The sequence below is a fragment of the Streptomyces sp. NPDC051105 genome, from assembly GCF_040682795.1.
In the GTDB taxonomy this organism is placed as follows: Bacteria; Actinomycetota; Actinomycetes; order Streptomycetales; family Streptomycetaceae; genus Streptomyces.
In genome coordinates this window covers 21,022-47,858 of record NZ_JBFBBR010000003.1, presented here as the reverse complement: position 1 = coordinate 47,858, position 26,837 = coordinate 21,022, and the positions used below count along the sequence as shown (strand labels likewise).

The 26,837-nt window shown below is 70.0% G+C and carries 25 protein-coding genes and 1 pseudogene; 12 read left to right on the top strand and 14 right to left on the bottom strand.

Going from position 1 to position 26,837, the window contains the following annotated elements; translation table 11 throughout:
- Position 1: 1 nt before the first annotated feature.
- Genes AB0N16_RS07650 through AB0N16_RS07640 form a run of 3 tightly spaced genes read right to left on the bottom strand, consistent with a single transcriptional unit; the run spans position 2 to position 3,557 of the window.
- Complete coding sequence (locus AB0N16_RS07650; RefSeq protein WP_365794153.1) at positions 2 to 2,350, bottom strand: FtsX-like permease family protein; 2,349 nt, start codon at positions 2,348 to 2,350, stop codon at positions 2 to 4.
- Positions 2,347 to 3,036, bottom strand: coding sequence for an ABC transporter ATP-binding protein (locus AB0N16_RS07645; protein ID WP_365794151.1), 690 nt, complete (start codon positions 3,034 to 3,036; stop codon positions 2,347 to 2,349). Before AB0N16_RS07645 ends, AB0N16_RS07650 begins: the two co-directional genes overlap by 4 nt.
- Positions 3,033 to 3,557, bottom strand: a complete 525-nt coding sequence (locus AB0N16_RS07640) for a PadR family transcriptional regulator (protein WP_365794149.1) — start codon at positions 3,555 to 3,557, stop codon at positions 3,033 to 3,035. The genes AB0N16_RS07645 and AB0N16_RS07640 overlap by 4 nt, the downstream gene beginning before the upstream one ends.
- A 185-nt stretch (positions 3,558 to 3,742) precedes the next feature.
- On the opposite strand from AB0N16_RS07640, the gene AB0N16_RS07635 reads away from it, so the two are divergent.
- A complete protein-coding gene (locus AB0N16_RS07635) occupies positions 3,743 to 4,675 on the top strand; it encodes an NAD(P)-dependent oxidoreductase (RefSeq protein ID WP_365794147.1) in 933 nt (310 codons plus the stop codon).
- Between the two features lie 339 nt (positions 4,676 to 5,014).
- Here the strand turns inward: AB0N16_RS07635 and AB0N16_RS07630 are convergent, their stop codons facing one another.
- Positions 5,015 to 5,269 carry a hypothetical protein gene (locus tag AB0N16_RS07630; RefSeq protein WP_365794145.1) on the bottom strand — a complete coding sequence of 85 codons (255 nt, stop codon included), beginning with the start codon at positions 5,267 to 5,269 and terminating at the stop codon, positions 5,015 to 5,017.
- Positions 5,266 to 5,565 (bottom strand): annotated as a pseudogene (locus tag AB0N16_RS07625) (SPFH domain-containing protein); the annotation flags it as partial. The pseudogene AB0N16_RS07625 and the gene AB0N16_RS07630, both read right to left, overlap by 4 nt.
- A 269-nt stretch (positions 5,566 to 5,834) precedes the next feature.
- Here AB0N16_RS07625 and AB0N16_RS07620 point away from each other — a divergent pair.
- Positions 5,835 to 8,246 carry a transglycosylase domain-containing protein gene (locus AB0N16_RS07620; protein WP_365794143.1) on the top strand — a complete coding sequence of 804 codons (2,412 nt, stop codon included), beginning with the start codon at positions 5,835 to 5,837 and terminating at the stop codon, positions 8,244 to 8,246.
- A 150-nt stretch (positions 8,247 to 8,396) separates the two neighbouring features.
- Here AB0N16_RS07620 and AB0N16_RS07615 read toward each other — a convergent pair whose 3' ends face one another.
- The 3 genes from AB0N16_RS07615 to AB0N16_RS07605 all read right to left on the bottom strand — a co-directional run bounded on the left by AB0N16_RS07615 (position 8,397) and on the right by AB0N16_RS07605 (position 12,976).
- Complete coding sequence (locus AB0N16_RS07615; protein ID WP_365794141.1) at positions 8,397 to 10,487, bottom strand: SpoIIE family protein phosphatase; 2,091 nt, start codon at positions 10,485 to 10,487, stop codon at positions 8,397 to 8,399.
- Between the two features lie 305 nt (positions 10,488 to 10,792).
- Positions 10,793 to 11,506: a DUF402 domain-containing protein gene (locus AB0N16_RS07610; protein WP_365794139.1), complete on the bottom strand. Its 714-nt coding sequence runs from the start codon at positions 11,504 to 11,506 to the stop codon at positions 10,793 to 10,795.
- Between the two features lie 84 nt (positions 11,507 to 11,590).
- Positions 11,591 to 12,976 (bottom strand): class II fumarate hydratase, encoded by a 1,386-nt coding sequence (locus AB0N16_RS07605; protein ID WP_365794137.1) that lies wholly within the window; start codon positions 12,974 to 12,976, stop codon positions 11,591 to 11,593.
- A gap of 215 nt (positions 12,977 to 13,191) precedes the next feature.
- On the opposite strand from AB0N16_RS07605, the gene AB0N16_RS07600 reads away from it, so the two are divergent.
- Positions 13,192 to 13,566 (top strand): hypothetical protein, encoded by a 375-nt coding sequence (locus tag AB0N16_RS07600; RefSeq protein WP_365794135.1) that lies wholly within the window; start codon positions 13,192 to 13,194, stop codon positions 13,564 to 13,566.
- A gap of 94 nt (positions 13,567 to 13,660) precedes the next feature.
- Here AB0N16_RS07600 and AB0N16_RS07595 read toward each other — a convergent pair whose 3' ends face one another.
- Positions 13,661 to 15,331, bottom strand: coding sequence for a fumarate hydratase (locus AB0N16_RS07595; RefSeq protein WP_365794133.1), 1,671 nt, complete (start codon positions 15,329 to 15,331; stop codon positions 13,661 to 13,663).
- A gap of 169 nt (positions 15,332 to 15,500) precedes the next feature.
- Here AB0N16_RS07595 and AB0N16_RS07590 point away from each other — a divergent pair, with 169 nt between their 5' ends.
- Positions 15,501 to 16,202: a DUF1707 domain-containing protein gene (locus AB0N16_RS07590; RefSeq protein WP_365794131.1), complete on the top strand. Its 702-nt coding sequence runs from the start codon at positions 15,501 to 15,503 to the stop codon at positions 16,200 to 16,202.
- Positions 16,203 to 16,355: 153 nt separating this feature from the next.
- Entirely contained in the window at positions 16,356 to 16,739 is a 384-nt protein-coding gene (locus tag AB0N16_RS07585) for a WhiB family transcriptional regulator (RefSeq protein WP_365794129.1), read from the top strand.
- A 184-nt stretch (positions 16,740 to 16,923) separates the two neighbouring features.
- Here AB0N16_RS07585 and glpX read toward each other — a convergent pair whose 3' ends face one another.
- On the bottom strand, positions 16,924 to 17,958 hold the full coding sequence (gene glpX / locus AB0N16_RS07580; RefSeq protein ID WP_365794127.1) for a class II fructose-bisphosphatase: 1,035 nt from the start codon (positions 17,956 to 17,958) through the stop codon (positions 16,924 to 16,926).
- Between the two features lie 125 nt (positions 17,959 to 18,083).
- Here glpX and AB0N16_RS07575 point away from each other — a divergent pair, with 125 nt between their 5' ends.
- Positions 18,084 to 18,608, top strand: coding sequence for a DUF4245 domain-containing protein (locus AB0N16_RS07575; RefSeq protein ID WP_365794125.1), 525 nt, complete (start codon positions 18,084 to 18,086; stop codon positions 18,606 to 18,608).
- A gap of 77 nt (positions 18,609 to 18,685) precedes the next feature.
- Here the strand turns inward: AB0N16_RS07575 and AB0N16_RS07570 are convergent, their stop codons facing one another.
- From AB0N16_RS07570 to xseA, 3 genes are all read right to left on the bottom strand, one after another.
- Positions 18,686 to 19,276, bottom strand: coding sequence for a malonic semialdehyde reductase (locus AB0N16_RS07570; RefSeq protein ID WP_365794123.1), 591 nt, complete (start codon positions 19,274 to 19,276; stop codon positions 18,686 to 18,688).
- A 167-nt stretch (positions 19,277 to 19,443) separates the two neighbouring features.
- On the bottom strand, positions 19,444 to 19,689 hold the full coding sequence (locus AB0N16_RS07565) for an exodeoxyribonuclease VII small subunit (RefSeq protein ID WP_365794121.1): 246 nt from the start codon (positions 19,687 to 19,689) through the stop codon (positions 19,444 to 19,446).
- Positions 19,690 to 19,731: 42 nt separating this feature from the next.
- On the bottom strand, positions 19,732 to 20,940 hold the full coding sequence (gene xseA / locus AB0N16_RS07560) for an exodeoxyribonuclease VII large subunit (RefSeq protein WP_365794119.1): 1,209 nt from the start codon (positions 20,938 to 20,940) through the stop codon (positions 19,732 to 19,734).
- A 252-nt stretch (positions 20,941 to 21,192) separates the two neighbouring features.
- On the opposite strand from xseA, the gene AB0N16_RS07555 reads away from it, so the two are divergent.
- Together AB0N16_RS07555 and ppgK are read left to right on the top strand one after the other, a co-directional pair.
- Complete coding sequence (locus AB0N16_RS07555; protein WP_365794117.1) at positions 21,193 to 22,206, top strand: 4-hydroxy-3-methylbut-2-enyl diphosphate reductase; 1,014 nt, start codon at positions 21,193 to 21,195, stop codon at positions 22,204 to 22,206.
- A 76-nt stretch (positions 22,207 to 22,282) separates the two neighbouring features.
- Positions 22,283 to 23,032 (top strand): polyphosphate--glucose phosphotransferase, encoded by a 750-nt coding sequence (ppgK, locus tag AB0N16_RS07550; protein ID WP_365794115.1) that lies wholly within the window; start codon positions 22,283 to 22,285, stop codon positions 23,030 to 23,032.
- An 89-nt stretch (positions 23,033 to 23,121) separates the two neighbouring features.
- Here ppgK and AB0N16_RS07545 read toward each other — a convergent pair whose 3' ends face one another.
- On the bottom strand, positions 23,122 to 23,655 hold the full coding sequence (locus AB0N16_RS07545) for a DUF6542 domain-containing protein (protein ID WP_365794113.1): 534 nt from the start codon (positions 23,653 to 23,655) through the stop codon (positions 23,122 to 23,124).
- 196 nt (positions 23,656 to 23,851) lie between these two features.
- On the opposite strand from AB0N16_RS07545, the gene ychF reads away from it, so the two are divergent.
- From ychF to AB0N16_RS07525, 4 genes are all read left to right on the top strand, one after another.
- Entirely contained in the window at positions 23,852 to 24,940 is a 1,089-nt protein-coding gene (gene ychF, locus AB0N16_RS07540; protein WP_365794111.1) for a redox-regulated ATPase YchF, read from the top strand.
- A 198-nt stretch (positions 24,941 to 25,138) separates the two neighbouring features.
- Positions 25,139 to 25,420, top strand: coding sequence for a type II toxin-antitoxin system prevent-host-death family antitoxin (locus tag AB0N16_RS07535; protein WP_067347279.1), 282 nt, complete (start codon positions 25,139 to 25,141; stop codon positions 25,418 to 25,420).
- Positions 25,417 to 25,671 carry a Txe/YoeB family addiction module toxin gene (locus tag AB0N16_RS07530; protein ID WP_363041344.1) on the top strand — a complete coding sequence of 85 codons (255 nt, stop codon included), beginning with the start codon at positions 25,417 to 25,419 and terminating at the stop codon, positions 25,669 to 25,671. Before AB0N16_RS07535 ends, AB0N16_RS07530 begins: the two co-directional genes overlap by 4 nt.
- A 231-nt stretch (positions 25,672 to 25,902) precedes the next feature.
- Complete coding sequence (locus AB0N16_RS07525; protein WP_365794108.1) at positions 25,903 to 26,733, top strand: hypothetical protein; 831 nt, start codon at positions 25,903 to 25,905, stop codon at positions 26,731 to 26,733.
- Positions 26,734 to 26,837: the final 104 nt, after the last annotated feature.

Here is a 26,837-nt window from a genome sequence, read left to right as displayed (position 1 = left end):
CCTACTCCGTGCGCAGCCCGTCCGGGCGCATCAGGCGCAGCAGCGGCGGCAGGCTCAGCAGCGTCACGGTCAGCACGACGGCCGCGCCGAAGCCGGTCATCGCCAGCACGCCCGGCCAGTCGACCCGCACCGTGGAGCCGACCATCTTCAGCAGCACCGTGCCCAGCGTCAGCCCCACCACGCCGGCCAGCAGCAGGCCGAGCCCGACCGGGATCGCCGTCTGCCACAGTACCGACATGCTCAGGGTGCGCCGCCGGGTGCCGAAGGCGACCAGTGCCGACAGCAGCTTCTTGCGCTCGCGCAGCTGCTCCAGCTGGCTGACCAGCAGGCTCGCGCCGATCAGCGCCAGTACCGCGGCGGCGCCGACGAACAACCCGGTGCGGATGGAGCCGAACTGGCCGTCCCGCTCGACCGAGGTCAGCGTCTCCGCGTGCATCAGCGGGTCGATCCGGACCGCCGTGTTGACCACGTACTCGTTGGCGTCGCGCACCGCGGAGTCGACGGACAGATAGACCACGCCCTGCACCGACGTACTGGCGCCGGCCGGCAGGGCGCCCGGGGTGAGCAGGAAGCCGCCGCGCTTGTAGCCGGTGGGGTCCTCGCGGGTCGTCGCCTGCTTCAGCCCCGCCGGTACCGTCCAGCGGCTCGTGGAGCCCTGGTCGTCGCCGGTGTAGGTGGGGTTGAGGTAGAGCGTCCGGTCGTGCTTCGTCACGGTCGTCAGCAGCTTCGTGGTCTCGGAATCGCTGTCCGAGCCCTTCACCACGAAGGTGTCGCCGTCGTGGCAGGACGGCAGGGTCGCGACCTCGCGCAGCGAGGCGCAACTTCCCACGCTCACCTCGGCGGTCCGGCTCGGGTCCTTCTTGAGGTCGCCGACCTGGTCGTTGGCGATCGCGACCACCTTCAGCACACCCTTGGTGCCGGTCAGGGCCCGCTCGACCTTGGGCACCGGGACGCCGTCCGGTATCTGGACCGACATCTGCGCGCGGTTGAGGTCGTTGGTGGTCCGCTTGGTGTAGTCCGCCTGGACACCGGCGAAGACCATCTGGAGCGCGATCGCGCCGGCCACCGCCACCGCGATGCCGTTGACCATGCGGGCCGCTGAACCGCTGCTCAACTGCAGCCTTCGAACGGCCAGTTGCCAGGCCACCGCGCCCCGGCCGAGGCGGCCGACGACCGTCTCCACGACCCACGGCAGCAGCGCCGTGACGCCGACCAGCAGGAGCAGGACGCCGCCGGTGACCAGGTACTGGTTGAAGTCGCCGCCCCCGCGGCCCTGCCCGACCATCGGGTAGAGCGCCGCCAGACCGGCCACCGGGAGCAGCAGCCGCCACCACAGCCGGCGCCGCTTGGGCTTCGCCGTCCGCACGACGCCGAGCGGCTCGATGACCACCCCGCGCAGCGCGAACAGCGTCACCAGCACGGCCGCCGCCGGGACGGCGACCGCCACCAGCGCGGCCAGCGCGGGGGAGGGGTTCAGATAGCTCGGGAACACACTGATGCCGAACACCTCGGCGGTGCCCGCCAACTGGCGGCCGACCAGGAAGAAGCCGACGCCGAAGACCAGGCCGAGCAGCGCGCCCGCCATCGCCTCGCCGGCCGCGATCCGCCGTACCATCCGGCCGTCGGAGCCGACCAGCCGCAGCGCGGCCAGCCGCCGGTCGCGGCGCTCGCCGCCGAAGCGGACGGCGGCCGCGACGAACACGGCGACCGGCATCAGCAGCACCACGAACACCACGAGGACCAGCAGGGTGAGGACCGGGTCGGACTCCGCGTCCGGCGACCTGGGGGTGCCGAAGTGGTCGATCCGGGCCACGTTCGGCGGGTCGATGCGGGCCGCGAGGTCGGCGGAGCCCGCGTAGTAGGCGAGTTCCTGCGAGCCGGTCAGTCCGCTCTCCGCGATGGTGGCGGTGATCCGGTACGGCAACCGGGTGCGCAGCAGCGCTCCGTCGGGGGAGTCCAGCAGCCGCTTCAGCGCGGGCGAGACGGCCATCTCACCGGGCGCCGGGTACTTGGTGAGCCCCGGCGGCACCGGCGCCTTCGCGCCCTCCCGCTGGATCATCCGGCCGCGGATGTCGTCGCCGCGGTAGGGGGTGTCGATGTCCGCGATGACGAACGTCTTCTCGCTGGCCTTCATGGGGTGGCCGAACACGTACGTGTAGTCCGCCCGCGCCACATCGCGCTGGTGGCGTACGGCCAGCGCGTTCGGGAGAGCCGTGGTGAGCAGCAGCAGCGCCACCCCCAGGCCCACGCCGACGGCCGTCAGCGTGGCCCGGAACCAGCCCTCGCGTCCGCCCCCGAAGGCGAACCGGACCCCCATGGCCAGATCCCTGAACCACTGCCTGACGTTCATACCACCCGCTCCATGTCCCGGGACTTGCCGTCGCGTACGACGATCTCGCGGTCCGAGTAGGCGGCCACCCGGGCCTCGTGCGTGACGAGCACGACGGCCGCGTTGGTGGAGCGGGCCGCGTCCGTCAGCAGCTCCATCACACGCTCGCCGTTGAGGGAGTCCAGCGCTCCGGTCGGCTCGTCCGCGAACAGCACCCGGGGGGTGGTCACCAGCGCCCTCGCCACCGCGACCCGCTGTCCCTGGCCGCCGGAGACCTCACCGGGCCGCTTGCGGCTCAGGTCGTCGACCTCCAGCTTCTCCATCCAGCCCAGCGCGGCCTTCTCGGCCTCCTTGCGGGAGGTGCCGTTCAGCCGCAGCGGCAGCGCGACGTTCTCCACACAGGTCAGCTCCGGCACCAGCTGGCCGAACTGGAAGACGAAACCGAACTCGCTGCGGCGCAGGGCGCTGCGCTCGGTGTCGCTCATGGTGGCCATCTCGCGGTCGGCGTAGACGATCGAGCCCGAGTCGGGCGGCACGATCCCGGCGAGACAGTGCAGCAGGGTCGACTTGCCGGAACCGGACGGTCCCATCACGGCGACGACCTCGCCCGGATGTATCGAGAACCCGGCGCCGTCGAGCGCGAGCGTGGGGCCGTAGGCCTTGCGCAGCCCCTCGGCCGCGAGCAGCGAACCAGCGGGAGCGGTCACTTGGTCACCTCCGAGCGGAGCTTGTCGAGGCGGGCGGCGGTCAGTTCCAGCCACCGCAGATCCGCCTCCAGGTGGAACAGGGCGTGGTCGCAGACGAGCTGGTCCGCGAGATCGCCCTGGCGCTTGCGGTCGGTGAGGATGCGCATGGTGCGCAGATGCTCGGAGCGCTGGCTGTCGAGGACGTCGCCGGCGTCGCGGTGCGTCAGCAGGGCGAGCACGACCTTGGTGTACAGGGTCGACTGGAGGTACTCCTCCGGCTTCTCCGGAGTCGCCAGCCACTTCTCGACGTCGGTGACGCCGGCGTCGGTGATGGCGTAGCGCTTGCGCTCGGGGCCGCCGCCGGCCTCGATGCCGTCGACTTCCACGAGCCCGTTCTTCAGCAGGCGGGACATCGTCGAGTAGACCTGGCCGTAGTGCAGCGGCCGGTCGTGACCGAACTTCTCGTCGAAGGCCCGCTTCAGGTCGTAGCCGTGGCGCGGGCCGGACTCCAGGAGTCCCAGGAGGGTGTGACCGATGGACATGGCAGCACTCTACACACGGTGTATACGCCGCATGTATACGCACGGTGTGTAGATCATGGCGGGATGTGCGAACGCGCACGTGGGAGCCGTTTGTCACGGTTGTGCGACAGCGCGATGTCACAGCGCGCGGGCCTGTCTCGTCTCCGCTCCGGGAGTCTGTTCCTCGTATCAGGAAGGTGATGGCCATGCGGGTCTTCGTGGCGGGTGGCAGCGGTGTTCTGGGACGGCGGCTGGTGCCGCAACTGGTGGCGCGGGGGCATCGGGTGACGGCGACGACCACCAGCGCGGCCCGGCTGGATCTGCTGAAGCGGCTGGGGGCCGAGGGCGTGGTGATGGACGCCCTCGACGCGCTGTCGGTCGGGGCGGCGGTGGCCCAGGCCCGCCCGGAGGTGATCGTGCACCAGCTGACGGCGATCTCCCCTGCGCACGCGGGCAAGCCCGACATCAGGCATCCGGACCGCTGGTTCGCCCTCACCAACCGGCTGCGCACCGAGGGCACGGACCATCTGCTGGCCGCCGCCGAGGCGGTCGGCGTCCCCCATGTCGTCGCGCAGAGCCACGCCAGCTGGAACGGCATCCGTGAGGGCGGCTGGGTGAAGACGGAGGAGGACCCGCTGGACCTGATGGCCGGGACGCCCGCGCACCAGGGGATGCTGGCCCTGCACCACCTGGAGGAAGCGGTCCTCGACGCGGGTGGCGCGGCCCTGCGGTACGGCGCCTTCTACGGCCCCGGAGCCATCGACGACCAGGTGACCCTGGTCCGCAAGCGCCAGTACCCCCTGGTCGGCCGTGCCGAAGGGCACAGCAGCTGGATCCACCTCGACGACGCGGCGAGCGCCACCGTGCTGGCGGTCGAGCAGAAGGCGCGGGGCGTGTTCAACATCGTCGACGACGAACCGGCGCCGGCCGCCGAGTGGCTGCCTTACCTCGCCGAGTGCGCCGGGGCCAGGCGGCCGCTGCGGGTGCCGGTCTGGCTGGCTCGGCTACTGGCCGGCGAACAGGCGGTGGTGATCATGACCGAGGGCCGCGGCTTCTCCAACGCCAAGGCCAAGCGGGAGCTGGGCTGGGAACTGCGGTACCCGTCCTGGCGGCAGGGCTTCAGGGCGGCGCTGGCATGAACCCGGCCGGGGAGCCGGAGGGGCTGTTCCTTCTGCCTGCGGGGCCTGCCGGGCCTGGGCTGAGGAGCCTGAGGGGCCGTGTCTTCTGCCTGCCGGGGCCGCGGCCGGGGAGGCTGAGGGGCTGTGTCTTCTGCCTGCCGGGGCCCGGCAGGGGAGCCTGAGGGGCTGTGTCTTCTGTCTGCTGAGCCTGTGGCCGGGGAGCCCGTGAGGTTGCGCCCCCTGCCTGCCGGGCCTGTGGTCGAGGTCGGTCCGGGTGGCCCTCGTTCTTCCCGGTCTGAAGGTGCGAGTCCGTCCGTCCCTCCAACGGCCGGCCCGTCCAGCGGTCGAGGGCGAGGCCGTTCAGGTCGATGGGGGTCTGGGGGCGGGGCCCCCAGGGGGGCGGCCGCGGCGGGGGAGGGGGCCCGTCTCGCCGGGGAGCCGGCCGGCTTCCGCGAGGGCGCGCCGCAGCAGGAACTCGATCTGCGCGTTGGCCGACCGCAACTCATCCCCGGCCCAGCGCGCCAGCGCCTCGTACACGGACGGGTCCAGCCGCAGCAGCACCTGCTTGCGCTGCTGCGGCCGGCGCCGTGGCGTCTCGTCGGGCGAGTCCGTCACTGGTACAGCGTCCCGGTGTTGAGCACCGGTTGCGGCGCCCGGTCCCCGCACAGCACCACCATCAGGTTGGACACCATCGCCGCCTTGCGCTCCTCGTCCAGATCCACGATGCCCTGCTCGGCGATCCGCGCGAGCGCCGCCTCCACCATGCCCACCGCCCCGTCGACGATCTGCCGTCGCGCGGCCACCACCGCACCGGCCTGCTGCCGCTGGAGCATCGCCGAGGCGATCTCGGGAGCGTACGCGAGATGCGTGAACCGCGACTCCACGACCCGCACTCCGGCCGCCTCCACCCTGACGGACATGGGTCCCCCTTGATTGACCGACTGCGAGCTATCTTACTTCTAACTAAGTGATAACACTTTATCGCGCGGAGGCAACCCTCTGTCCTCCCCGCTCGTCGGTTCCGTTGGGCGGCGTGCTGATTGTCACGTCCGTATGGGGTGGATCGTCTGCTCTTTGTCATAGAGAGCGGTGTTAGCTTTCTGAGCTGACCTGAGCCACGTACTTGTGTGACGCCCGTACACACGTGTGACAGCCGAGACGAAGCGGAGCGGACGGACTCATGGGACGAGCGGAAGAGAGAAAAGCGCGACAGCGCGGCGGCCGCCGCGCCGCGCCCAGGCCCCGCTCGTCTCCGCAGACCGCGCACGAGACACCCGAGCCCCCGGGCGGCACCGCGACGGCGGTCCAGCCACCGCCGGCCGAGGGCGGCACCCGCGCGGAGCGCCGCAAGGCCGCCGCCGGCAAGGGGAAGCCGGCCAAGAACGGCAAGGCCGCCAAGGGCCGGATACGTAGGCTGTTCACCTGGAAGAAGATGCTCGGCGCCTTCTTCACCGTGTGTCTGCTGGGCATCGGCGCCTTCATCGCGCTGTACATGATGGTGAGCGTGCCCGAGGGCAACGCGCTCGCCCAGACGCAGAGCAACGTCTACAAGTACAGCGACGGCTCGGTCCTGGCCCGCAAGGGCACCGTCAACCGCGAGATCGTGGACCTCTCCAAGGTCCCGAAGGAGGTCCAGCACACCTTCGTCGCGGCGGAGAACAAGACCTTCTACACGGACAACGGCATCGACCTCAAGGGCATGGCCCGCGGCCTCTACAACACGGCGCGGGGCCGCGGCACCCAGGGCGGGTCGACCATCACCCAGCAGTACGTCAAGAACTACTACCTCGACCAGAACCAGACCGTCTCGCGCAAGCTGAAGGAACTGGTCATCTCGCTGAAGGTGGACCGCGAGACGTCGAAGGACGACATCCTCGCGGGCTACATCAACACCAGCTACTACGGCCGCGGCGCCTACGGCATCCAGGCCGCCGCCCAGGCCTACTACCGCGTCGACGCGGAGAAGCTCTCGGTCCAGCAGGGCGCCTATCTGGCCGCGCTGCTCCAGGCGCCCAGCCAGTACGACTGGGCGGTGGCGGGCCCCATCGGCAAGAAGCTGGTGAAGCAGCGCTGGAACTACGTCCTGGACAACATGGTCGGCCAGGGCTGGCTGGACAAGTCCAAGCGCGACACCCTGAAGTTCCCCGTCCCCAAGGCGCCGAAGGCCGCCTCCGGTCTGGAGGGCCAGAAGGGCTACCTCGTCGAACTGGCCAACACCCAGCTGGAGAACCAGCTGATGAAGACCCAGGGCCTCACACGCTCCGAGGCGGAGGCCCAGGTCGTGGACCAGGGCTGGACGATCACCCTCAACATCGACCCGAAGAAGCAGAAGAAGCTGGAGGCGGCCGTCAAGGGCCAGCTCACCAGCAAGCTCGACGGCAAGAAGCGCAAGGTCGACAAGAACGTCCAGGCCGGCGCCGTCTCCGTCGACCCCAAGACCGGCAAGATCCTCGCCCTCTACGGCGGCGTGGACTATTACAAGCACTACACCGACAACGCCACCCGCGCCGACTACCAGCCGGCGTCCACCTTCAAGCCGATCATCCTCGCCGCCGCGCTGGACCAGAACGCCAAGACGCAGGACGGCAAGGAGATCAACGCCAACACGATCTACGACGGCACCAGCGGTCGCGCGGTCAAGGGCAGCGACATCGCCTTCTCGCCGCCGAACGAGGACGACGCCGACTACGGCGACATCACCGTGCAGACGGCGATGAACAAGTCCGTCAACTCGGTGTTCGCGCAGATGGGTGTGGACGTCGGCATGAAGAACGTGATGAAGGTCGCCGACGACCTCGGCCTGGACACCACGAACCTGCCGGCGGTGCCCGCGCAGACCCTGGGCAGCATGGGCGCGAGCCCGCTGGAGATGGCCGGGGTGTACGCCACCCTCGACAACCACGGCGAGAAGGTCACCCCGAGCATCCTCGCGTCGGCGGAGAAGACCGGCCGCAAGGTCGAGCCGCCGGACCCGATCGGCGAGCAGGTGATCAGCCGCAGCGCGGCCGACCAGGTGACCTCGGTCCTGACCGGCGTGGTCGACGACGGTACGGCGAAGGTCTCCGTGGCCCAGAACCCGCTGCGCAAGGGCCAGCAGGTGGCCGGCAAGACGGGTACGTCCGACAACAACAAGTCGGCCTGGTTCACGGGCTTCACGCCTGACCTGGTGACCTCGGTCGGACTGTTCGGCGAGGATTACAAGAGCCACAACCAGGTCTCGCTGACGGGCGCCACGGGCCTCATCCCCGGCACCGGCCGCATCAACGGTGGCGGTTACCCGGCGCAGATCTGGGCGGCTTACACCTTCGGGGTCACGAAGAAGCAGAAGTTCGACCTGAACACCGACCTGGGCGCGGCCGTCCAGCCCACGGAGACCCCGACGAAGTCCGCGACGCCGTCCGAGACACCGTCCGAGACGCCGAGCGAGACCCCGACGAAGTCCGCGACGCCGTCCCAGACTCCGTCGCAGACGCCGAGCCAGACCCCGACGAAGTCCGCGACGCCGTCCCAGACCCCGTCGCAGACGCCGAGCCAGACCCCTACGGGAGGCATCACGGACGACCCGCTGGACCCGGCGGACGGCTTCCAGTAGTCATCCGGGCGCCGGGCAGGCCGTGGCCGGTCGCGCAGTTCCCCGCGCCCCTCAGGGGCGCGGGGCTGTATCTGATGTGCGGCTCTGCCGCGTGGGCGCGGCAAGCCCCCGCCGGGCACGCGGAACTCACCGGTCCCTGGCCCTACGGGCCTATCGGTTCAACTCGAACCAGACGACCTTCCCGGTGCTCAACCGGGTCGCTCCCCACCGTCTGGCCAGTCTGTTGACGAGGTACAGACCCCGGCCGCCCTCGTCCGTCGCCCGCGCCTGCCGCAGCCGCGGCAACTGGGGCACGTCGTCGCCCACTTCGCAGCGCAGCACATCGGTCCGCAGCAACCGCAACGTCACCGGCCGCGACGCGTACCGCACCGCGTTCGTCACGACCTCGCTGACCAGCAGCTCGACGGAGTCGGTCAGTTCCTCAAGGCCCCAGCGGGCCAGGGCCCTGCGCGCCAGCCGCCGGGCCCGCCCCGGCGCCGCGTCCTCCGGCTCCAGGAACCAGTACGCCACATCGCTCGGCGCGATCCCGTCGAACCGGGCCGCGAGCAGCGCGATGTCGTCGTCCCGGTCGCCCGGCCCGAGCATGTCGAGCACCTCGTCGCACAGCGCTTCGAGCGGCGGCGGATGGTCCGGCCCGGTCAGCTGAGCGGTCGCGGCGAGCTTCTCCCGCAACTGCTCTATCCCGGTCCACACGTCCCGCAGCCGGGACTCCACCAGCCCGTCGGTGTACAGGAGCAGGGTCGCCCCGGCGGGCGCGTCCAGCTCGACCGCCTCGAAGTCGACCCCGCCGACCCCGATCGGCGCCCCCGCCGGCACCCGCAGCACCTCGGCCCGCCCGCCCAGATGCAGCAGCACCGGCGGCGGATGGCCCGCGTTGGCGATGGTGATGCGGTGCGACACCGGGTCGTAGACCGCGTACAGGCAGGTCGCCATCCGGTCGGTGCCCAGCCGCTGGGCCTGCTCGTCGAGATGGTGCAGGACCTCCTGCGGCGGCAGGTCCAGCCCCGCCAGCGTCTGCGCGGTGGTCCGCAGCTGCCCCATGATGGCGGCCGAGGTCATCGAGTGCCCCATGACATCGCCCACGACCAGCGCCACCCGGCTGCCCGGCAGCGGAATCGCGTCGTACCAGTCACCGCCCACCCGCGCGGTCTCCGCGGCCGGCAGATAGCGCGAGGCCAGCCGCACACCCGTGGCGCTCGGCAGATGCTCCGGCAGCATGGTCCGCTGCAACTCGTCGGCGATGTAGGCCTCCCGGCCGTACAGCACCGCCTTGTCGATGCCGAGCGCGCTGTGCGTGGCCAGCTGGGCGGCGACCAGCAGGTCGTCCGTCTCGAAGGCGAGCCGCTCCGGGCGGCGCAGGAACAGGGCCGCACCGATCACCCGGCGCCGGCCGCGCAGCGGCGCGAGGATCGCGTGCTGTCCGCCGGGTACCAGGGACTCGGCGCCCTCGCCGAGGAGCTCGGGCAGCGCGGCGCGCGCGGCGGGGGAGCCGGCGAAAACCGGTCGTACGCCCCGCAGTACCTCGTTGAGGGCGCCGCCCGGCCGTACCTCGCACAGCTCCGCGGTGAGCGCGGCCAGGCCGATGTCGGCCGGTTCCGGCTCCGGCACGGGCAGCGGCGGAAAGCCCTCGGTGTCCCGCTCCTCCGGGATCCGGTCGGTACGGCGCAGCCGCAGCACCACCGGACCGGTGGGCCGCTCGTCTCCGACCGGCAGCGGGTCGCGCAGATAGACCAGGATCGCGTCCGAGAAGGTCGGCACGGTCGCCCGGCACAGCCCCATCACGATCTCGTCCAGGTCGATGCCCCGGGCGATCCGCCGGGTCGCGGCGCCCACGAAGCGCAGCCGGTCACCGTCCCGCCGCATCGGCATCGGCCGGCCGGGCGGCAGCCCGCGCCCGGTACGGCGGTCCTGGGCGCCCGCGCCCGCCACCCGCTCCTGCTCGGCGCCGGGCTGCGGCGGAATGCCCTCCGGGGTGGGGCGCGGCCGGTGCGGATCGGGCTCAGCGCTGGTGGGCTGGGCGTGCTCGGGGCCGTTGACGGAGTGCTCCTTGGACGTGCTGGTACCGGGGCCGGAGGGCGTCTCGCCCGCGCGGGCCTGTGCCGATAAGGCGGCGGCACCGAGCGGACGGGGCTGCACCTGCGGCTGCGGCTGCGGCTGCGGGGTACGCAGGAGCGCCCCGCGGGTCTGCGCGGGGTCGGCGCCCGGTTGTGGGCGCTCGTAGGAGGTGGGGTGCTCCGTCACGCGTGTCGAATCCGTCCGTCCGGGGCTGCGCGCCGGACGCGCAGGTGGTCCCGCCGAAACTCCGATACCCGGATTACATGTCCCAGGAACGGAATTCCGGCGTGGCTGGAGGCTGTTCCTGTGCCACCGGCGAACGATCTACGGCCCGCGCCCCGCTCGCCGGTGCTGCCCTCGTACCCCTCGCTCACGTCCTGCCGCCCCTCGGTGACGTTCGGTCAAACCCGGATCACATTCCGGGAGTTGTGCTCAACGCGCCCTTGCGGAGGACGATCCTACGGTTGTGCACCGGGGGCGCATCAAGGGTCTCATGTGGACACGTGCGCGGGCGTACGGTCCCAGTCGTCCGGCAGCGACGGTACCGCCCAGGACGGGTCCGGGCGCCAGTGCTGCCAGCCGTCCGAGAACGGCGCCTCCCAGGCCCGTACGGCGGCCGCCGCGGCCAGACCCGCCTCCCGCACCCGCTCGGCCGTCTCCGCGCCCATCAGGCCGTCCCGCTGGGCCTGGGCGAACTCGTCCTCGTCGAGCCAGCGCCAACTCCGGTCCGGGTGCACGGAGATGTCCAGGAAGTGATCCTCCGAGTCCACTCCGCCGTCCCACCGGACCAGCGGCTGCTCAAGATTGACGTACCAGTTCTTGAACTGCCAGCCCGGCTCCCAGAACAGCCACACCGACCAGGGCTGACCTGGCCGGGCCAGCTTCAGCACCCCGGTGCCGAGCCAGTGGCCGCGCCGCACGGTCCGCGGCTTGGTGTACCGGGACTCCAGCGGCTCCTCGCCGACCGACGTGCCGTCGGCGAACACGGGCCTGACGCACTCGGTGCCGGGGGCCAGCCAGACGGCGAGCAGCTCCGCGTCGTCCCGGACGACGGTGACGGGGCGCGCGATGTGGAAACCGTCCCCGGCGTTCTCCCGGTACCGCCACAGGATCTGGCTCCCCGGAGCCCAGAACCCGGCTCCATGACCGGTCGCACCGCCCGTTTCCCCGCGCATCACGCGTCTCACCGCTCCACCGTCTGCCATGCACAGATATTAGGTGCCGTAGGCATACGACGCTGCGGCCGACGTCACGGTTCTGGCCGGGCGGCGCGAAACGTTCGCACGCGGTTACGGTCGTGTCATCCGCAGGACATCCAGCGCCTCGTCCAGCTGCTCGACGGTCAGATCACCCTTCTCGACATACCCGCCCTCGATGACGACTTGGCGGATCGTCTTACGTTCCGCCAGCGCCTTCTTGGCCACCTTGGCGGCCTCCTCGTACCCGATGTACTTGTTGAGCGGCGTCACCACGGACGGCGACGACTCGGCGTACTCCCGGGCCCGCTCCCGGTTGGCGGTGATCCCGTCCACGGTCCGGTCGGCGAGCAGCCGCGAGACGTTGGCGAGCAGCCGCACGGACTCGAGCACGTTCTTGCCGATGACCGGAAGCATCACGTTCAGCTCGAAGTTCCCGGCCGCGCCGGCCACGGCGATTGTCTGGTCGTTCCCGATGACCTGCGCGGACACCATCAGCACGGCCTCCGGGACCACCGGGTTGACCTTCCCCGGCATGATCGAGGACCCCGGCTGCAGATCCGGCAGCGCGATCTCGGCGAGCCCGGTCCGCGGCCCCGAGGCCATCCACCGCAGATCGTTGGCGATCTTCGTCAGGCCGACCGCGACGGTCCGCAGCTGTCCGCTGGTCTCCACGATCCCGTCCCGCGCGCCCTGCGCCTCGAAGTGGTCGCGCGCCTCGGTGAACGGCAGCCCGGTGACCCGCGCGACCTCCTCGATCACCGCGGCCGAGAACCCGGGCGGGGTGTTGATCCCGGTGCCCACCGCCGTCCCCCCGAGCGGCAGTTCGGCCAGCCGGGGCAGCGAGGCCCGCAGCCGCTCCACGCCGTACCGCACCTGCGCCGCGTACCCGCCGAACTCCTGCCCCAGGGTCACCGGAGTGGCGTCCATCAGATGCGTCCGCCCGGACTTCACCACATCGGCGAACTCGTCGGACTTGCGCTCCAGCGACGCCGCGAGATGCTCGAGGGCCGGGATCAGGTCCCGCGTCACGGCGGCGGTGGCGGCGATGTGGATGGACGACGGAAACACGTCGTTCGACGACTGCGAGGCGTTCACGTGGTCGTTCGGATGCACCTCCCGCCCGAGCCGCTCGGTCGCCAGCGTCGCGATGACCTCGTTGGTGTTCATGTTCGACGAGGTCCCCGACCCCGTCTGGAACACGTCCACCGGGAACTGGTCGTCCCACTTCCCCTCGGCGACCTCCCCGGCCGCCTCCTGGATCGCCTGCGCCATGTCCTTGTCGACCACCCCCAGCTCGGCGTTCACCCTGGCCGCCGCGCCCTTGATCCGGGCCAGCGCCTCGATGTGCGCGCGCTCGATCCGCTGCCCCGAGACCGGGAAGTTCTCGACGGCCCGCTGCGTCTGGGCCCGCCACTTGGCGTGGACGGGGACGCGGACCTCGCCCATGGAGTCGTGTTCGATGCGGTAGTCGCTCATGCCCGTAACAGCGATCGGGGCGTCGCGGTTGTTCCGGACCGTGGGCCGCACGGGGCACGGGGAGAGCCCGGCCTGCTGCATTGGCACCACCGACGTCACCGGGTCGGGGGAACGCGTCCGCTGCCGCCAGGACGGACATCGCGGATAAATGTGACTATCTGCCCAAGGTGGCAGGCGATTCCCGCCCGCACCACGGCTGGCAGGAGGACCGATCGATGAACTTCACTCCCAAGGGTCTGCTCGGCGCCATCGCGGCGGTTTGCATAGGCGCGGCGACCCTGCTGGGCACGGGAGCCGGCACCGCGGCCGCGTCCGGCCGCTCCCACCGCGCCCACTGCGACCGCGCCGAACGGCCGGTGTGGACCGGCGATCCCAGCCGCAACGTGACCGGGCGCGGTTGCAGCGTGCCGGCCGGCGACCACCGCTGGTACCGCGTCGAGGTCGACACCCTCGTGGAGCCCCACCACGAGACGGAATACGTGAACGGACCGGTCGAGCGCACCGAGACGGAGCACGACGCGACCATCAGGTGCATGGGCTACACCAGGGACGGCGACCGGCTGAACTGGTTCGGCTGCATGCCCCACTGACCGGTCCGGCCGCGGCGCCAGGTCCTGAAGGAAGTCGTTCGACCTGTGCGCCGGGCGGTACCACTCGGCCCGCCCGGCGTCCGAGGACGAGGCCCTATGCCAGGCCGGGCCCCCGCACCGGGATCGACGTGAACGTCGGAGCCGGGGCCGGGTTTTGGAAGAAGTCGTTGCCCTTGTCGTCGACGACGATGAAGGCCGGGAAGTCCTCGACCTCGATCTTCCAGACGGCCTCCATGCCGAGCTCCTCGTACTCGACGACCTCGACCTTCTTGATGCAGTCCTGGGCGAGCCGCGCGGCCGGGCCGCCGATGGAGCCGAGGTAGAAACCGCCGTGGCTGTCGCACGCGTCGGTGACCTGCTTGCTGCGGTTGCCCTTGGCGAGCATCACCTTGGAGCCGCCGGCGGCCTGGAACTGCTCCACGTAGGAGTCCATGCGACCGGCCGTCGTAGGACCGAAGGAACCGGAGGCGTACCCCTCGGGGGTCTTGGCCGGACCGGCGTAGTACACCGGGTGGTCCTTCAGGTACTGCGGCATCTCCTCGCCCGCGTCGAGCCGCTCCTTGATCTTCGCGTGCGCGATGTCACGGGCGACGACCAGCGGGCCGGTGAGGGAGAGGCGGGTCTTGACCGGGTACTTGGTCAGCTCGGCGAGGATCGTGTCCATCGGCTGGTTCAGGTCGATCTTCACCACGTCGGAGGACTCGTCGAGGTGCTCGTCCGTCGTCTCCGGGAGGAACCGTGCCGGATCCGTCTCCAGCTGCTCCAGGAACACGCCCTCGGCGGTGATCTTCGCGACGGCCTGGCGGTCCGCGGAGCAGGAGACGGCGATGGCGACCGGGCAGGACGCACCGTGCCGGGGCAGCCGGACCACGCGCACGTCATGGCAGAAGTACTTGCCGCCGAACTGCGCGCCGATCCCGATCTTCTGCGTCAGCTCGAAGACCTTCTGCTCCAGGTCCTTGTCCCGGAAGCCGTGGCCGAGCTCCGAGCCCTCCGCCGGGATCTCGTCCAGGTAGTGCGCGGAGGCGTACTTCGCGGTCTTCAGCGCGTACTCGGCGCTCGTACCGCCGACGACGATCGCCAGGTGGTACGGCGGGCAGGCGGCCGTACCGAGCGAACGGATCTTCTCCTCCAGGAACTTCATCATGGAGGCCTCGTTGAGGACGGCCTTCGTCTCCTGGTAGAGGAACGACTTGTTGGCCGAGCCGCCGCCCTTGGCCATGAAGAGGAACTTGTAGGCGCCGCCGTCGGTCGCGTACAGCTCGATCTGGGCGGGCAGGTTCGACCCGGTGTTCTTCTCCTCCCACATGGTGAGCGGAGCCATCTGCGAGTACCGCAGGTTGAGGTTCAGATAGGCGTCGTAGATGCCGCGGCTCAGCGCCGCCTCGTCGCCGCCCTCGGTCAGCACGTTCTGCCCGCGCTTGCCCATGACGATCGCGGTGCCGGTGTCCTGGCACATGGGCAGCACGCCGGCCGCCGCGATGTTCGCGTTCTTCAGCAGGTCGAGCGCGACGAACTTGTCGTTGGCCGACGCCTCCGGGTCGTCGATGATCCGCCGGAGCTGGGCGAGGTGGGCGGGCCGCAGGTAGTGCTGGATGTCGTGGATCGCCTCTTCGGCCAGCTTGCGCAGCGCCTCCGGCTCCACCTTGAGGAACGTCCGCCCGTCCGGTCCCTCGACGGTGGACACACCCTCCGAGGTCACCAGCCGGTACGGGGTGGTGTCCTCGCCCTGGGGGAGCAGATCGGTGTACGCGAACTCAGGCATCTCAGCCCATTCCTCACTCTGGCGGACGGCCGCCCGCCGACGCCGGCGAGCGCCCTCCAGCGTAGAACCTGGCTCTGCCACGGAGCTTGTGAGGTAAGGCTCAGTTCGACACGCCCGAGGTTGTCCACACCCCTAGTCGCGATCTATCGCGTTTCGGTACTCTGCTGCCGTGGACCTTCAGAAGCAGACCCCTCAGGAGCGCGCCGGAACGCCGGTCGCCGAGCTGCGCGCCTCGGACGCCGACCGTGACCGCATCGCCGACATCCTGCGGGAGGCCCTCGCGGAGGGGCGCCTGACCGCCGACGAGCACGCCGAGCGCGTGGAAGGCGTGCTGAGCGCCAAGACGGTGGGCGAGCTGGAGGTCTTCATACGGGACCTGCCGGCGGCCCACGCCGGCCCGGCCGCGTCGGCCTACACGCCGGTCCCGCCCCGGCCGACGCCCGGCGCGATCCCCGTCGAGCCGGACAGCAACGTCGTGGCCGTCTTCAGCAGCGCCCGCCGCCGGGGCCGCTGGCGGGCGGGCCGCCGGCTGCACGCGTACGCGGTCTTCGGCTCCATCGAGCTCGACCTCACCGAGGCGATCTTCGAGTACCAGCAGGTCGTCATCAAGGCGTTCTCGATCTTCGGCGACGTCCAGATCCGCGTCCCGGAGAACGTGTCGCTGCGCGGCACCGGTGGCGGTGTGCTGGGCAACTTCGAGGCGGACACGCTGGATTCGGTCGACTCGGACGCGCCGGTCGTCTATGTCGAGGGGTGGGCCGTGCTCGGCAATGTGGAGGCGCGGCCGAAGCGCGGGAAGTTCATCGAGGACATCCTGGACCGGGTTCAGGACAAGGTCGACAGGAAGTTGCGCAAACACCTGGACCATTGACGGACGCGAATCACTCCTCGACGAGCGGCGCCCGGAGTCGTGAACTGGCCGCCACGCCACGGCTGTTGAGGACGCTGTGCATAGGCCCGCGCACAGCGGGTAGGCCTTGCTGCATCGTCTCTCGCTCGCGAAGCCGTCGTCAGGAGTAGACCCGTGCTGCAACCGCCGCATTCGTCCCTGCAGGTAGCTGCCGTTCCGGCCCAGCGGGTGCCAGTGCAGGACAGGGACCAAGACGCACCCTGGCACACCGAGGCGGTGTGCCGGCGCGACGAGGCAGGCCTGTTCTTCGCACCCTCCAAGGAGCCAACCGCCGCCCGGCTGTCCCGGGAGGAGGCGGCCAAACGGGTGTGCGCCCGCTGTCCGGTGATGGTCGAGTGCCGCGAACACGCACTGCTCCAGCCCGAGCCGTACGGCGTCTGGGGCGGCCTCACCGCAGCGGAACGCCGCGTGGTCCTGGCCAGGCGCAGGCGCCGCGACATGGAACTGAAGAAGGCGGCGAGGGCGGCAGCGGCGAACCGCATAGCGCAGGCAGGCTGACGAAAAGTCGCCCTCTCCGCACCGAGGGCGCCTTTCGCACTGCCTAGGGCGCTTTTCAGCGCTCCGTAAGGGGCGCGGGGCTGTGCCGATGCGCGGCTGTCGCCGCGTGGGCGCGGCCGGCCACGATGCACCCGCAGCCGCCAACCGCCCGCAGCCCCTGCCCCGGCCCCTGCCCCCAAGGGCGCTACTTCGCCTTGTCGAAATCGACCGAGCTGTAGGCCCGCAGTTTGCGCAGCCGGTGCTCGGAGTCGATCCGTCGCACCGTCCCCGACTTCGACCGCATCACGATGGACTCGGTCAGCGCGGTCTCCGACCGGTACCGCACGCCGCGCAGCAGCTCACCGTCGGTGATGCCGGTGGCGACGAAGAACACGTTCTCTCCGGTCACCAGATCCTCGGTCGTCAGCACCCGGTCCAGATCGTGCCCGGCGTCGATGGCCCGCTGCCGCTCCTCGTCGTCCTTGGGCCACAGCTTGCCCTGGATGGTCCCGCCCAGGCACTTCACGGCGCACGCGGAGATGATGCCCTCGGGTGTACCGCCGATGCCGAGCAGCATGTCGACGCCCGTGCCCTCGCGCAGCGCGTAGATCGAGCCGGCGACGTCACCGTCGGAGATCAGCTTGATGCGGGCGCCGGCCTCGCGGATCTCCTGGATGATCCCTTCGTGTCGCGGCCGGTCGAGGATGACGACGGTCACGTCCTCCGGCGTGGCCCGCTTCGCCTTGGCGACCCGCCGGATGTTGACGGAGACGGGCGCGTTGATGTCGACGAAGTCCGCCGCGTCCGGGCCGGTGACCAGTTTGTCCATGTAGAAGACGGCGGACGGGTCGAACATGGCACCGCGCTCGGCCGCGGCCAGCACGGCGATCGCGTTGGGCATGCCCTTCGCGGTCAGCGTGGTCCCGTCGATCGGGTCGACGGCGATGTCGACCTCGGGACCGGTCCCGTCACCGATGCGCTCCCCGTTGAAGAGCATCGGGGCCTCGTCCTTCTCGCCCTCCCCGATGACGACCACGCCGTTCATCGAGACGGTGGAGACGAGGGTGCGCATCGCGCGTACCGCGGCGCCGTCGGCGCCGTTCTTGTCGCCGCGGCCCACCCAGCGACCGGCGGCCATCGCGGCGGCTTCGGTCACCCGGACGAGTTCCAGGGCGAGGTTGCGGTCGGGGGCCTCGGAGGGGACATCGAGTTCGGACGGCAAGTGATGATGCTCGGTCATCGGAGCGCACCTTTCTGATACGACGACGGCCGGATGAGGGTTCCCGTCGACTCTATCGCCAGGCTGACAAAATGAGCAGGGGACCCCACGGATGAGCGCGGCGGGCACCTGCGACGATAGGGGACGTGGCAGGCACGAACGGCAAGCAGAAGACGGTCCGGGACATGATCCTCTCCCTGGCCCTGATCGGCCTCGCGGCGGGCTTCATCTACCTGCTCGTCCCGCACGACGATCACGCTCCCGACATCCAGCGGGTCGACTACCGGGTCGAGCTGCTGACGGCTCGGCGCGCGGCGACCTACCCGGTGGCCGCGCCGGAGGGCCTGCCCAGTGCCTGGAAGGCCACCTCGGTCCGCTTCCAGGGCGAGGCCGGCGACCGCTGGCACCTCGGCTACCAGACCCCCGACGGTCAGTACGTCCAGATCGAGCAGTCGACTCAGAAGCCCGCGGACTTCATCACCGACGCGAGCCAGGGCGCGACGGCCACGAAGACGACCGAGAAGATCGGCGACCGCACCTGGACGCACTACACCGGCGGCCGCTACGACGCGCTGGTGCTGGAGAACACCCCCGGCTCCACGACGGTGGTGGCCGGCACGGCCTCGTTCACCCAGCTGACGAAGATGGCCGCGGCACTGAAGATGTCCTGACCCGGGCGGCGTGACACACACGCGAAAAAGGCCCCCGGCGCCGTTGCCGAGTGCCTCTTTCGTGTCTGCGGGGTGGCTCAGACGGTCGTGACGACGTCGTCGTACGCCAGGCGCGGGTGGCGGGGGAACCAGGCGTCCGGGCCCGGCTTGCCGATGTTGACGACCATCACGGGGGTGTGGTCGTCGTCCAGGAACTCCTTCTGGATGCCCGCGGCGTCGTAACCGCCCATCGGGCCTGCGGCGAGGCCGGCGGCGCGGACGCCGATGATGAAGTACGCGGCCTGGAGGGCGGCGTTCAGGGCGGCGCTGCCCTCGCGCACCGCGCGGTCGCCGAAGACGGCGTCCTTGGCCTGCGGGAAGTGCGGGAAGAGGTGCGGCAGCTCCTCGTGGAACTCGTTGTCCGCGGCGAGGATCGCGACCAGCGGGGCGGCGGCGGTCTTCTTCTGGTTGCCCTCGGCCATGTGCTGCACCAGGCGCTCGCGGGCCTCGGGGGAGCGGACCAGGACCACCCGGAGGGGCGACTGGTTCATGGAGGTCGGACCGTACTTGACCAGGTCGTAGATGGCCTGGACCTGCTCGTCGGTCACCGGCTCGTCGGTGAAGGTGTTGGCGGTGCGGGCCTCGCGGAACAGCAGGTCCTGGGCGGCGGGGTCGAGAACAAGAGACATGGTTTCTAACTTCCTGGAGGTCGCAATCCGTCGAATCCGGACCGCGGTCCGGATAGGCTGACGGCATGACCATACGCCGGGAAGGTTCAACCTTCAACAAGGGCTGAGACCCGGTGATCCGCCTCACAGGCGCCGCCCGCTCACACCGCCCGCTCACACCGCCCCGCTCACTCCCCCTCCGCGTCCCCTTCCGGCCCTTCCTCGCCCTCTTCCTCCACGGCCAGCGCCGCGTCCAGCCGGGCACGCGCCCCCTCCAGCCACCGCCGGCACACCCTGGCCAGCTCCTCGCCGCGCTCCCAGAGCGCGAGGGACTCCTCAAGGCTCGTCCCGCCGGCCTCCAGCCGCCGTACGACCTCGATCAACTCGTCGCGCGCCTGCTCGTAGGAGAGCGTCTCTTCCGTCGTGCTGCTCATGCGTCCACCTTCGCCATCGACTCGTACGACCCGTGCGGCACCTCAGCCGTCCACCCGCACCGTGAACTCCCCCTCGGCGACCCGCGCCCGCAGCGCCTCGCCCGGCTCGACCTCCGCGCTGCCCCGCACCACATGGCCGTCGCCCTTCTGCAGCACGGCGTAACCGCGCTTCAGCGTGGCGGCGGGGGAGAGCGCCACCACGCGCGCGTGCGTGTGCGTCAGCTCGGAGTCGGCACGGTCGAGCAGATGCCCGAGAGTGCGCCGCGACCGGTCCACCAGCGAGGCGACATGATCGGCCCGCTCGTCGACCATCCGGTGTGGATCCTCCATGACGGGCCGCGCCAGCGCATGCGCCAGCCCCCGCTCCTCCCGCGCCACGAGCCCGTCCAGGCACCGCCGGGCCCGGTCCCGCAGCATCCGCACCCGGTCCAGTTCCTCGCCGACGTCCGGCACGACCTTCTTGGCGGCGTCGGTGGGGGTGGAGGCGCGCAGGTCGGCGACGAAGTCGAGCAGCGGGCTGTCGGGCTCGTGCCCGATCGCGGACACGACGGGCGTACGGCACTCGGCGACGGCCCGCACCAACTGCTCGTCGGAGAACGGCAGCAGATCCTCCACACTGCCACCACCGCGAGCCACGATGATCACGTCGACGTCGCGGAGCGCGTCGAGCTCCTTCACGGCCTGCACGACCTGCGGCACGGCGTGCACGCCCTGCACCGGCACGTTCCGCACCTCGAACCGCACCGCCGGCCACCGGTGCCGGGCGTTCTCCAGGACATCCCGCTCGGCGGCCGAGGCCCGCCCGCACACCAGCCCGATCAGCTGCGGCAGGAACGGCAGCGGTCTCTTCCGTTCGGCGGCGAACAGCCCCTCGGCGGCCAGCGCCTTTTTGAGCGCCTCCAGCCGCGCCAGCAGCTCCCCGACCCCGACCGGCCTTATCTCGGCCGCCCGCAACGACAGCTGCCCACGCGGCGCGTACCACTCCGGTTTCGCGTGGACGACGACCCGGGCGCCCTCACCGACGACATCGGCGACGGCGTCGAACACCTGCCGGTAGCAGGTGACGCCGATCGAGATGTCGTACGACGGATCCCGCAGCGTCAGAAACACCACACCCGCCCCTGGCCGCCGGGAGAGCTGGGTGATCTGCCCCTCGACCCACACGGCACCGAGCCGGTCGATCCACCCACCGATCAACCGGGAGACCTCGCCGACAGGCACGGGCGCCTCGACAGACGTGTTCAAAGCCATGCGCCGAGAGTAACGGCGCCCACCGACAAGCCTTCGTCGCGTGGCCCGCCACTGACGCTGCGCGGCCAGCACCACCCGAGAGAGCGCCGCAACCGGTGCCGTTCGTCCGCCTCGGGCGGGGTGCCGTCCTCGTACCGGTCTCGGACGTCAGTGCCTCCCGAGGACGTGTGGCGCACCCGGCTCCGGTTCCCGTCCGTCTCCCCGGGATCGTCACCGGGACGCGATCTCTGGGCCCCCGAACGCGGCCTTACGATGGGTGCCATGACTGCTTCGCCTGGCCGCCGTGTCCTGCTCGCCGCCCCCCGTGGCTACTGCGCGGGTGTGGACCGCGCCGTGATCGCCGTCGAGAAGGCCCTGGAACAGTACGGGGCCCCGATCTATGTCCGGCACGAGATCGTCCACAACAGGTACGTCGTGCAGACCCTGGAGAGGAAGGGCACGATCTTCGTCGAGCGGACCGAGGAGGTCCCGCCGGGGAACATCGTGATGTTCTCCGCGCACGGCGTCGCCCCCGTCGTCCACGAGGAGGCCGCACGCGGCCGCCTGGCCTCCATCGACGCGACCTGCCCGCTCGTCACCAAGGTCCACAAGGAAGCCGTCCGCTTCGCGGGCGAGGACTACGACATCCTCCTGATCGGCCACGAGGGCCACGAGGAGGTCATCGGCACCTCCGGCGAGGCCCCCGACCACATCCAGCTCGTCGACGGCCCGGCGGACGTGGCCAAGGTCGAGGTCCGCGACGAGTCCAAGGTCGTCTGGCTCTCCCAGACCACGCTCTCCGTCGACGAGACCATGGAGACGGTCGACGCGCTGAAGGAGAAGTTCCCGCAGCTGATCTCCCCGCCGAGCGACGACATCTGCTACGCCACCCAGAACCGACAGCTCGCCGTGAAGCAGATGGGCGCCGAGGCCGAACTGGTCATCGTGGTCGGCTCCCGCAACTCCTCCAACTCCAAGCGGCTCGTGGAGGTCGCCAAGCTGGCCGGCTCCCGCGCGGCCTACCTGGTCGACTTCGCCAGCGAGATCGACGAGGCCTGGCTGGACGGGGTGACCACGGTCGGCGTCACCTCCGGCGCCTCCGTCCCGGAGGTGCTGGTCGAGGAGGTCCTGGCGTGGCTCGCCGAGCGCGGCTACGGCGATGTGGAGATCGTCAAGGCGGCCGAGGAGTCCATCACCTTCTCGCTGCCCAAGGAACTCCGCCGTGACCTGCGCGAAGAGGCGGCCGCCCTGGTCGCCGAGCGCGGCGGCAGCGGCACCGGCGCCTGAACGGCGCTCGTACGACGGTGTGACCGGCGACCCCTCCGGCGTCGTGACTGTCAGTCGTACGACGTAACGTGGAGCCATGCAGATCTTCGGCGTGGACATCGGTGGTTCCGGGATCAAGGGCGCTCCTGTGGACCTGGACAAGGGCGACCTGGCCCAGGAGCGCTGCAAGGTGCTCACCCCGCATCCGGCGACGCCCGACAGCGTCGCCGACGGGGTCAAGCAGGTCATCGACCACTTCGGGTGGACCGGCCCGGTCGGGCTCACCTTCCCCGGAGTGATCAGCGACGGCACACATATCCGCACGGCGGCGAACGTCGACAAGAGCTGGATCGACACCGACGCGCGCACGCTGTTCAGTGACCGGCTCGGCGGCCTGCCGGTGACCGTGGTCAACGACGCGGACGCGGCGGGCGTGGCCGAGATGCAGTTCGGCGCCGGCCGGGACCGCAAGGGCGTGGTCATCCTGCTCACCTTCGGCACCGGCATCGGCAGTGCCCTGTTCACCGACGGCGAGCTGGTCCCCAACACCGAGCTGGGCCACCTGGAGCTGGACGGCCATGACGCCGAGAAGAAGGCCTCCAGCAAGGCCAAGGAGGACCACGACCTCAGCTGGGAGCACTGGGCGCACCGGGTCACCAAGTACCTCGCCCATGTCGAGATGCTGTTCACTCCGGAGCTGTTCATCATCGGCGGCGGGGTGAGCCGCAAGGCCGACAAGTTCCTGCCCCTCATCAAGGGCATCAAGGCCGAGATCGTGCCGGCGCAACTGCAGAACAACGCGGGGATCGTGGGCGCCGCGATGCGTGCGGCGCACCACGCCAAGTAGCCGCGGGCAGTCGGGGACGGCCGGGGGCAGCCGGAGACAGTCTCGGGCAGCCGGGGCAGCAGCCGGAGACAGTCGGGGACGGCCGGGGGTCAGCCTCCGCGCCGGCTCCGGACCAGCCGGATCCGGCGGCCGATGACGATCACCCCGGCGACCAGCGTGCCGCCGTAGAGCCAGCCGGCCTGCGTGGACAGGGCCGTCACCAGGCCCATCACACCGCCCAGGAAGCCGCCGCCGCCGTCGTCGGCGACGGTCAGCAGGCCGGCGGCGAAGGCGATCGGGACGATGACGGGGGCGGTCAGCAGATCGCTCCCGCGCACCCACAGCGCGGTCAGCGCGCACACCGGCAGGGACAGCACGCCGTACACCGTCAGGGACGACCCGAACAGCAAGGCGTCCAGGAAGCCCAGCAGGACCATCGCGGCCCCGCAGAACACGCCGCCGCCGAGTCCGGTGAGCCGTGGGCCCGGCGGTTGCCGGGGGCCGGCCGCCGCCGCACCGGGCCTCCCCGGGGCCGGTCGGCGCTCGGCCGTCGCCGGACGCCGTCCGGCCTGGGGCGGCAGGGGTGGGCGGGGGGCGCCACGGCGCTGTCCGTGCTGTCGGGGACGGGTCCTGTGATGCTCCACCGGACCAACTTAGGTCGGTTAATGTGCCAAGTCGCAGCCCAGACACGCCGAAACCAAGCCGAAGAGCGGAGCTTGTCCAGGTGTTCGACGCGGCCACCGGCCAGGGGCTCCGAACCCCGTAAACTGGTGGATCGGCCGGCCCGCCGGCACTGGCAGCCTCCGGCTCACTCACCCACTCACTACGGGAAGTCGCAACGTGTCGCTCACGATCGGAATCGTCGGCCTGCCCAATGTCGGCAAGTCGACCCTGTTCAACGCCCTGACCAAGAACGACGTGCTGGCGGCCAACTACCCGTTCGCCACGATCGAGCCCAACGTGGGTGTGGTCGGCGTCCCCGACGCCCGCCTGGCCAAGCTGTCCGAGATCTTCTCCTCGCAGCGGATCATCCCGGCCACGGTCGACTTCGTCGACATCGCGGGAATCGTGAAGGGCGCCTCCGAGGGCGAGGGCCTGGGCAACAAGTTCCTCGCGAACATCCGTGAGTCCGACGCGATCTGCCAGGTCATCCGTGCCTTCAAGGACGAGAACGTCGTCCATGTCGACGGCAAGGTCTCGCCGAAGGACGACATCGAGACGATCAACACCGAGCTGATCCTCGCCGACCTCCAGACGATCGAGAAGGTCCTGCCGCGCCTCCAGAAGGAGTCCCGGATCAAGAAGGACGTGGCGCCGAAGGTCAAGGCCGTCGAGGAGGCCAAGGAGATCCTGGAGAAGGGCGACACCCTGTTCTCCCAGGGCATCCTCCAGGGCTCGGACCGCGCCGAGCTCCTCCACGACCTGCACCTCCTCACCACCAAGCCCTTCCTCTACGTCTTCAACGTCGACGAGGACGAGCTGACCGACGACACCTTCAAGGCCGAGCAGCGCGCGCTGGTCGCCCCGGCCGAGGCGATCTTCCTCAACGCCAAGCTGGAGGCGGACCTCGCGGAGCTCGACGAGGAGGACGCCCTGGAGCTGCTGGAGTCGGTCGGCGCCGAGGAGCCCGGCCTCGCCACCCTGGCCCGGGTCGGCTTCAACACCCTCGGCCTGCAGACCTACCTCACGGCCGGCCCCAAGGAGTCCCGCGCCTGGACGATCAAGAAGGGCGCGACGGCCCCCGAGGCGGCCGGCGTGATCCACACCGACTTCCAGAAGGGCTTCATCAAGGCCGAGGTCATCTCCTTCGAGGACCTGGTCGAAACCGGCTCGGTGACCGAGGCCCGCGCGAAGGGCAAGGCCCGCATGGAGGGCAAGGACTACGTGATGCAGGACGGGGATGTGGTGGAGTTCCGGTTCAATGTGTGAGCGGATGAAATAACACCACGTTGGCGACCTGGCAAACATGCAGGTAAAACGGGGTCGACTCTTCAAGGAGTCGACCCCCTGCTGTTTCCCGTGCTGGGATGGTGCTGGGTTTCATGACGGATCGTCACTTATTGACTTCGCTTGAGGTGGCCGTGAGTGGTACGTTATTCAGTACCACTCGAGGTAGGGGGTCAGTTCATGTCGATAACTGCGAGCGAAGCCCGCAAGGCTCTCTTTCCGCTGATCAAGAAGGTCAATGACGATCACGAGGCCATCGAGATTGTCTCCAAGCACGGCAATGCTGTGCTCGTCTCGGCCGAGGATTACGCGGCACTGCGCGAGGGCTCGTACCTGCTGCGTTCCCCTGCGAACGCGCGGCGACTGCTCAAGGCGTACGAGAACGCCCTGGGCGACATCAACGTCTCGGAGCGCGAGCTGATCGATCCGGATGCTACGGATCCTGCTGAGGGTGCTGCGTGAGGCTTGTCTTCGAGGATCAGGGCTGGGAGGACTACACGTCCTGGCTCAAGAACGACCGCAAGATGCTCGTTCGGATCAACAAGCTCATCGAGGACGTCAAGCGCGATCCCTTCACGGGGATCGGCAAGCCCGAGCCACTCAAGTACCACTTGCCCGGGGCATGGTCGAGGCGGATCGACGACGAACACCGCCTCGTATACCTGGTCACGGACAAAGAGATCGTGATCCTCGCGGCGCGCTATCACTACTGACCGCGGGGCCATCCGTGCTGGGTTGCCGCTCTCGTGCCGGATTGCTGCTGGGGGCGATCGAGGGGGAGGTTTCCGGAGGGGAAGGCCGGGATCCGAGGGCAGTGCTCTGGGTTTCCTCGCCTTAAGCGCTGACCCACCGCGCCATACCTTCAAAGGCGTCGAGCGTGCGACTGTGCCCCGGACACCCTCACCCTCTGCCGTGACGTCGCATGGGAACGGGGGCACAGCACGGTGCGCGAGTCCGATGTGCTGGCTGCGACCAAGCGCTTCTCGCAGTGGAAGCTGGAGGATCTTGCCAGGGAATACAACGTCGGATTTCCGTTTCTGCGCCAAGTCTTCGCCTTGTTCGAGAACGGCGAACCTCGTGTCTCCCGGGAGGAGTTCGGCGAGCGCTTTTCGGCCATCCGCACAAACTTGCACGAGGCGCACTCCGCCTACACGGAACACCTCACCGCACAAGCCATGGTGGCGGCCCTCTTCGCCGTCGGTTTCCTCGGTGTGCGGCGGGGCGACAGCGTCGCGTATGCGGGTTCAACATCGCTGCCCGTCCAACTCTACGAGGACGATCTGTACGTCCATCCCTGTTTCCGCCAAGCACTGAACTGCAGGGAGGGCACTACGGCAAGAGCGACGGCGGCGGACCTAGCCCTGCAGACCCCGCTGCCGAGCGACACGCACACCAGCTTTCTGCGTAACATCGCCGTGACGGACGCAGGGTTCACCGTTGATCGCGATGTGCGCCTCCTTGAGGAGGTAGATCGCGTGATGCAGCGTCTACTCCGCCACCTTGGGCGATCGGGACTGCCGGTCGATGTACGCGAGGAAACGAGACTCGCTCTGTCGGCACTGCGCGGGCAGGACCATGCCCTCGCAGGGGAGGGCGCAGGTGTCGAGGCGCGGGTGCGCTCCGGCATCACTCTCCTGGAGACACTCGCCGGCCATCTCACCCACGAGGGTTATGGCAGCGAGGCTGTCACTCTGCGCTTGGCCGACGAGGCGCGCAGGCTTGAGCGGGTGCTGGGTGGGGCGGCCGGCGGTGGAGACTCTGACTCCTCTGGGTGACGCAGTACGCCGGAAAGCGGTCCGGGCGTCACGGTCCGTCTCAACGAGGCTTGGACGAGCGAAGCCGACTTGGGGTGAGGGGCCACGGCTACATAAGCCTCGTT

Bases quoted from the DNA above. Each gene is read 5' to 3' on its own strand.
- AB0N16_RS07565 (WP_365794121.1), bottom strand. From the start codon at position 19,689: ATGAGCAGCACGACGGAAGAGACGCTCTCCTACGAGCAGGCGCGCGAC.
- AB0N16_RS07640 (WP_365794149.1), bottom strand. From the start codon at position 3,557: ATGTCCATCGGTCACACCCTCCTGGGACTCCTGGAGTCCGGCCCGCGC.
- AB0N16_RS07600 (WP_365794135.1), top strand. From the start codon at position 13,192: ATGAACTTCACTCCCAAGGGTCTGCTCGGCGCCATCGCGGCGGTTTGC.
- ppgK (WP_365794115.1), top strand. From the start codon at position 22,283: ATGCAGATCTTCGGCGTGGACATCGGTGGTTCCGGGATCAAGGGCGCT.
- AB0N16_RS07595 (WP_365794133.1), bottom strand. From the start codon at position 15,331: ATGCCTGAGTTCGCGTACACCGATCTGCTCCCCCAGGGCGAGGACACC.
- xseA (WP_365794119.1), bottom strand. From the start codon at position 20,940: ATGGCTTTGAACACGTCTGTCGAGGCGCCCGTGCCTGTCGGCGAGGTC.
- AB0N16_RS07610 (WP_365794139.1), bottom strand. From the start codon at position 11,506: ATGGCAGACGGTGGAGCGGTGAGACGCGTGATGCGCGGGGAAACGGGC.
- AB0N16_RS07570 (WP_365794123.1), bottom strand. From the start codon at position 19,276: ATGTCTCTTGTTCTCGACCCCGCCGCCCAGGACCTGCTGTTCCGCGAG.
- AB0N16_RS07535 (WP_067347279.1), top strand. From the start codon at position 25,139: ATGTCGATAACTGCGAGCGAAGCCCGCAAGGCTCTCTTTCCGCTGATC.
- glpX (WP_365794127.1), bottom strand. From the start codon at position 17,958: ATGACCGAGCATCATCACTTGCCGTCCGAACTCGATGTCCCCTCCGAG.
- AB0N16_RS07635 (WP_365794147.1), top strand. From the start codon at position 3,743: ATGCGGGTCTTCGTGGCGGGTGGCAGCGGTGTTCTGGGACGGCGGCTG.
- AB0N16_RS07620 (WP_365794143.1), top strand. From the start codon at position 5,835: ATGGGACGAGCGGAAGAGAGAAAAGCGCGACAGCGCGGCGGCCGCCGC.
- AB0N16_RS07555 (WP_365794117.1), top strand. From the start codon at position 21,193: ATGGGTGCCATGACTGCTTCGCCTGGCCGCCGTGTCCTGCTCGCCGCC.
- AB0N16_RS07650 (WP_365794153.1), bottom strand. From the start codon at position 2,350: ATGAACGTCAGGCAGTGGTTCAGGGATCTGGCCATGGGGGTCCGGTTC.
- AB0N16_RS07605 (WP_365794137.1), bottom strand. From the start codon at position 12,976: ATGAGCGACTACCGCATCGAACACGACTCCATGGGCGAGGTCCGCGTC.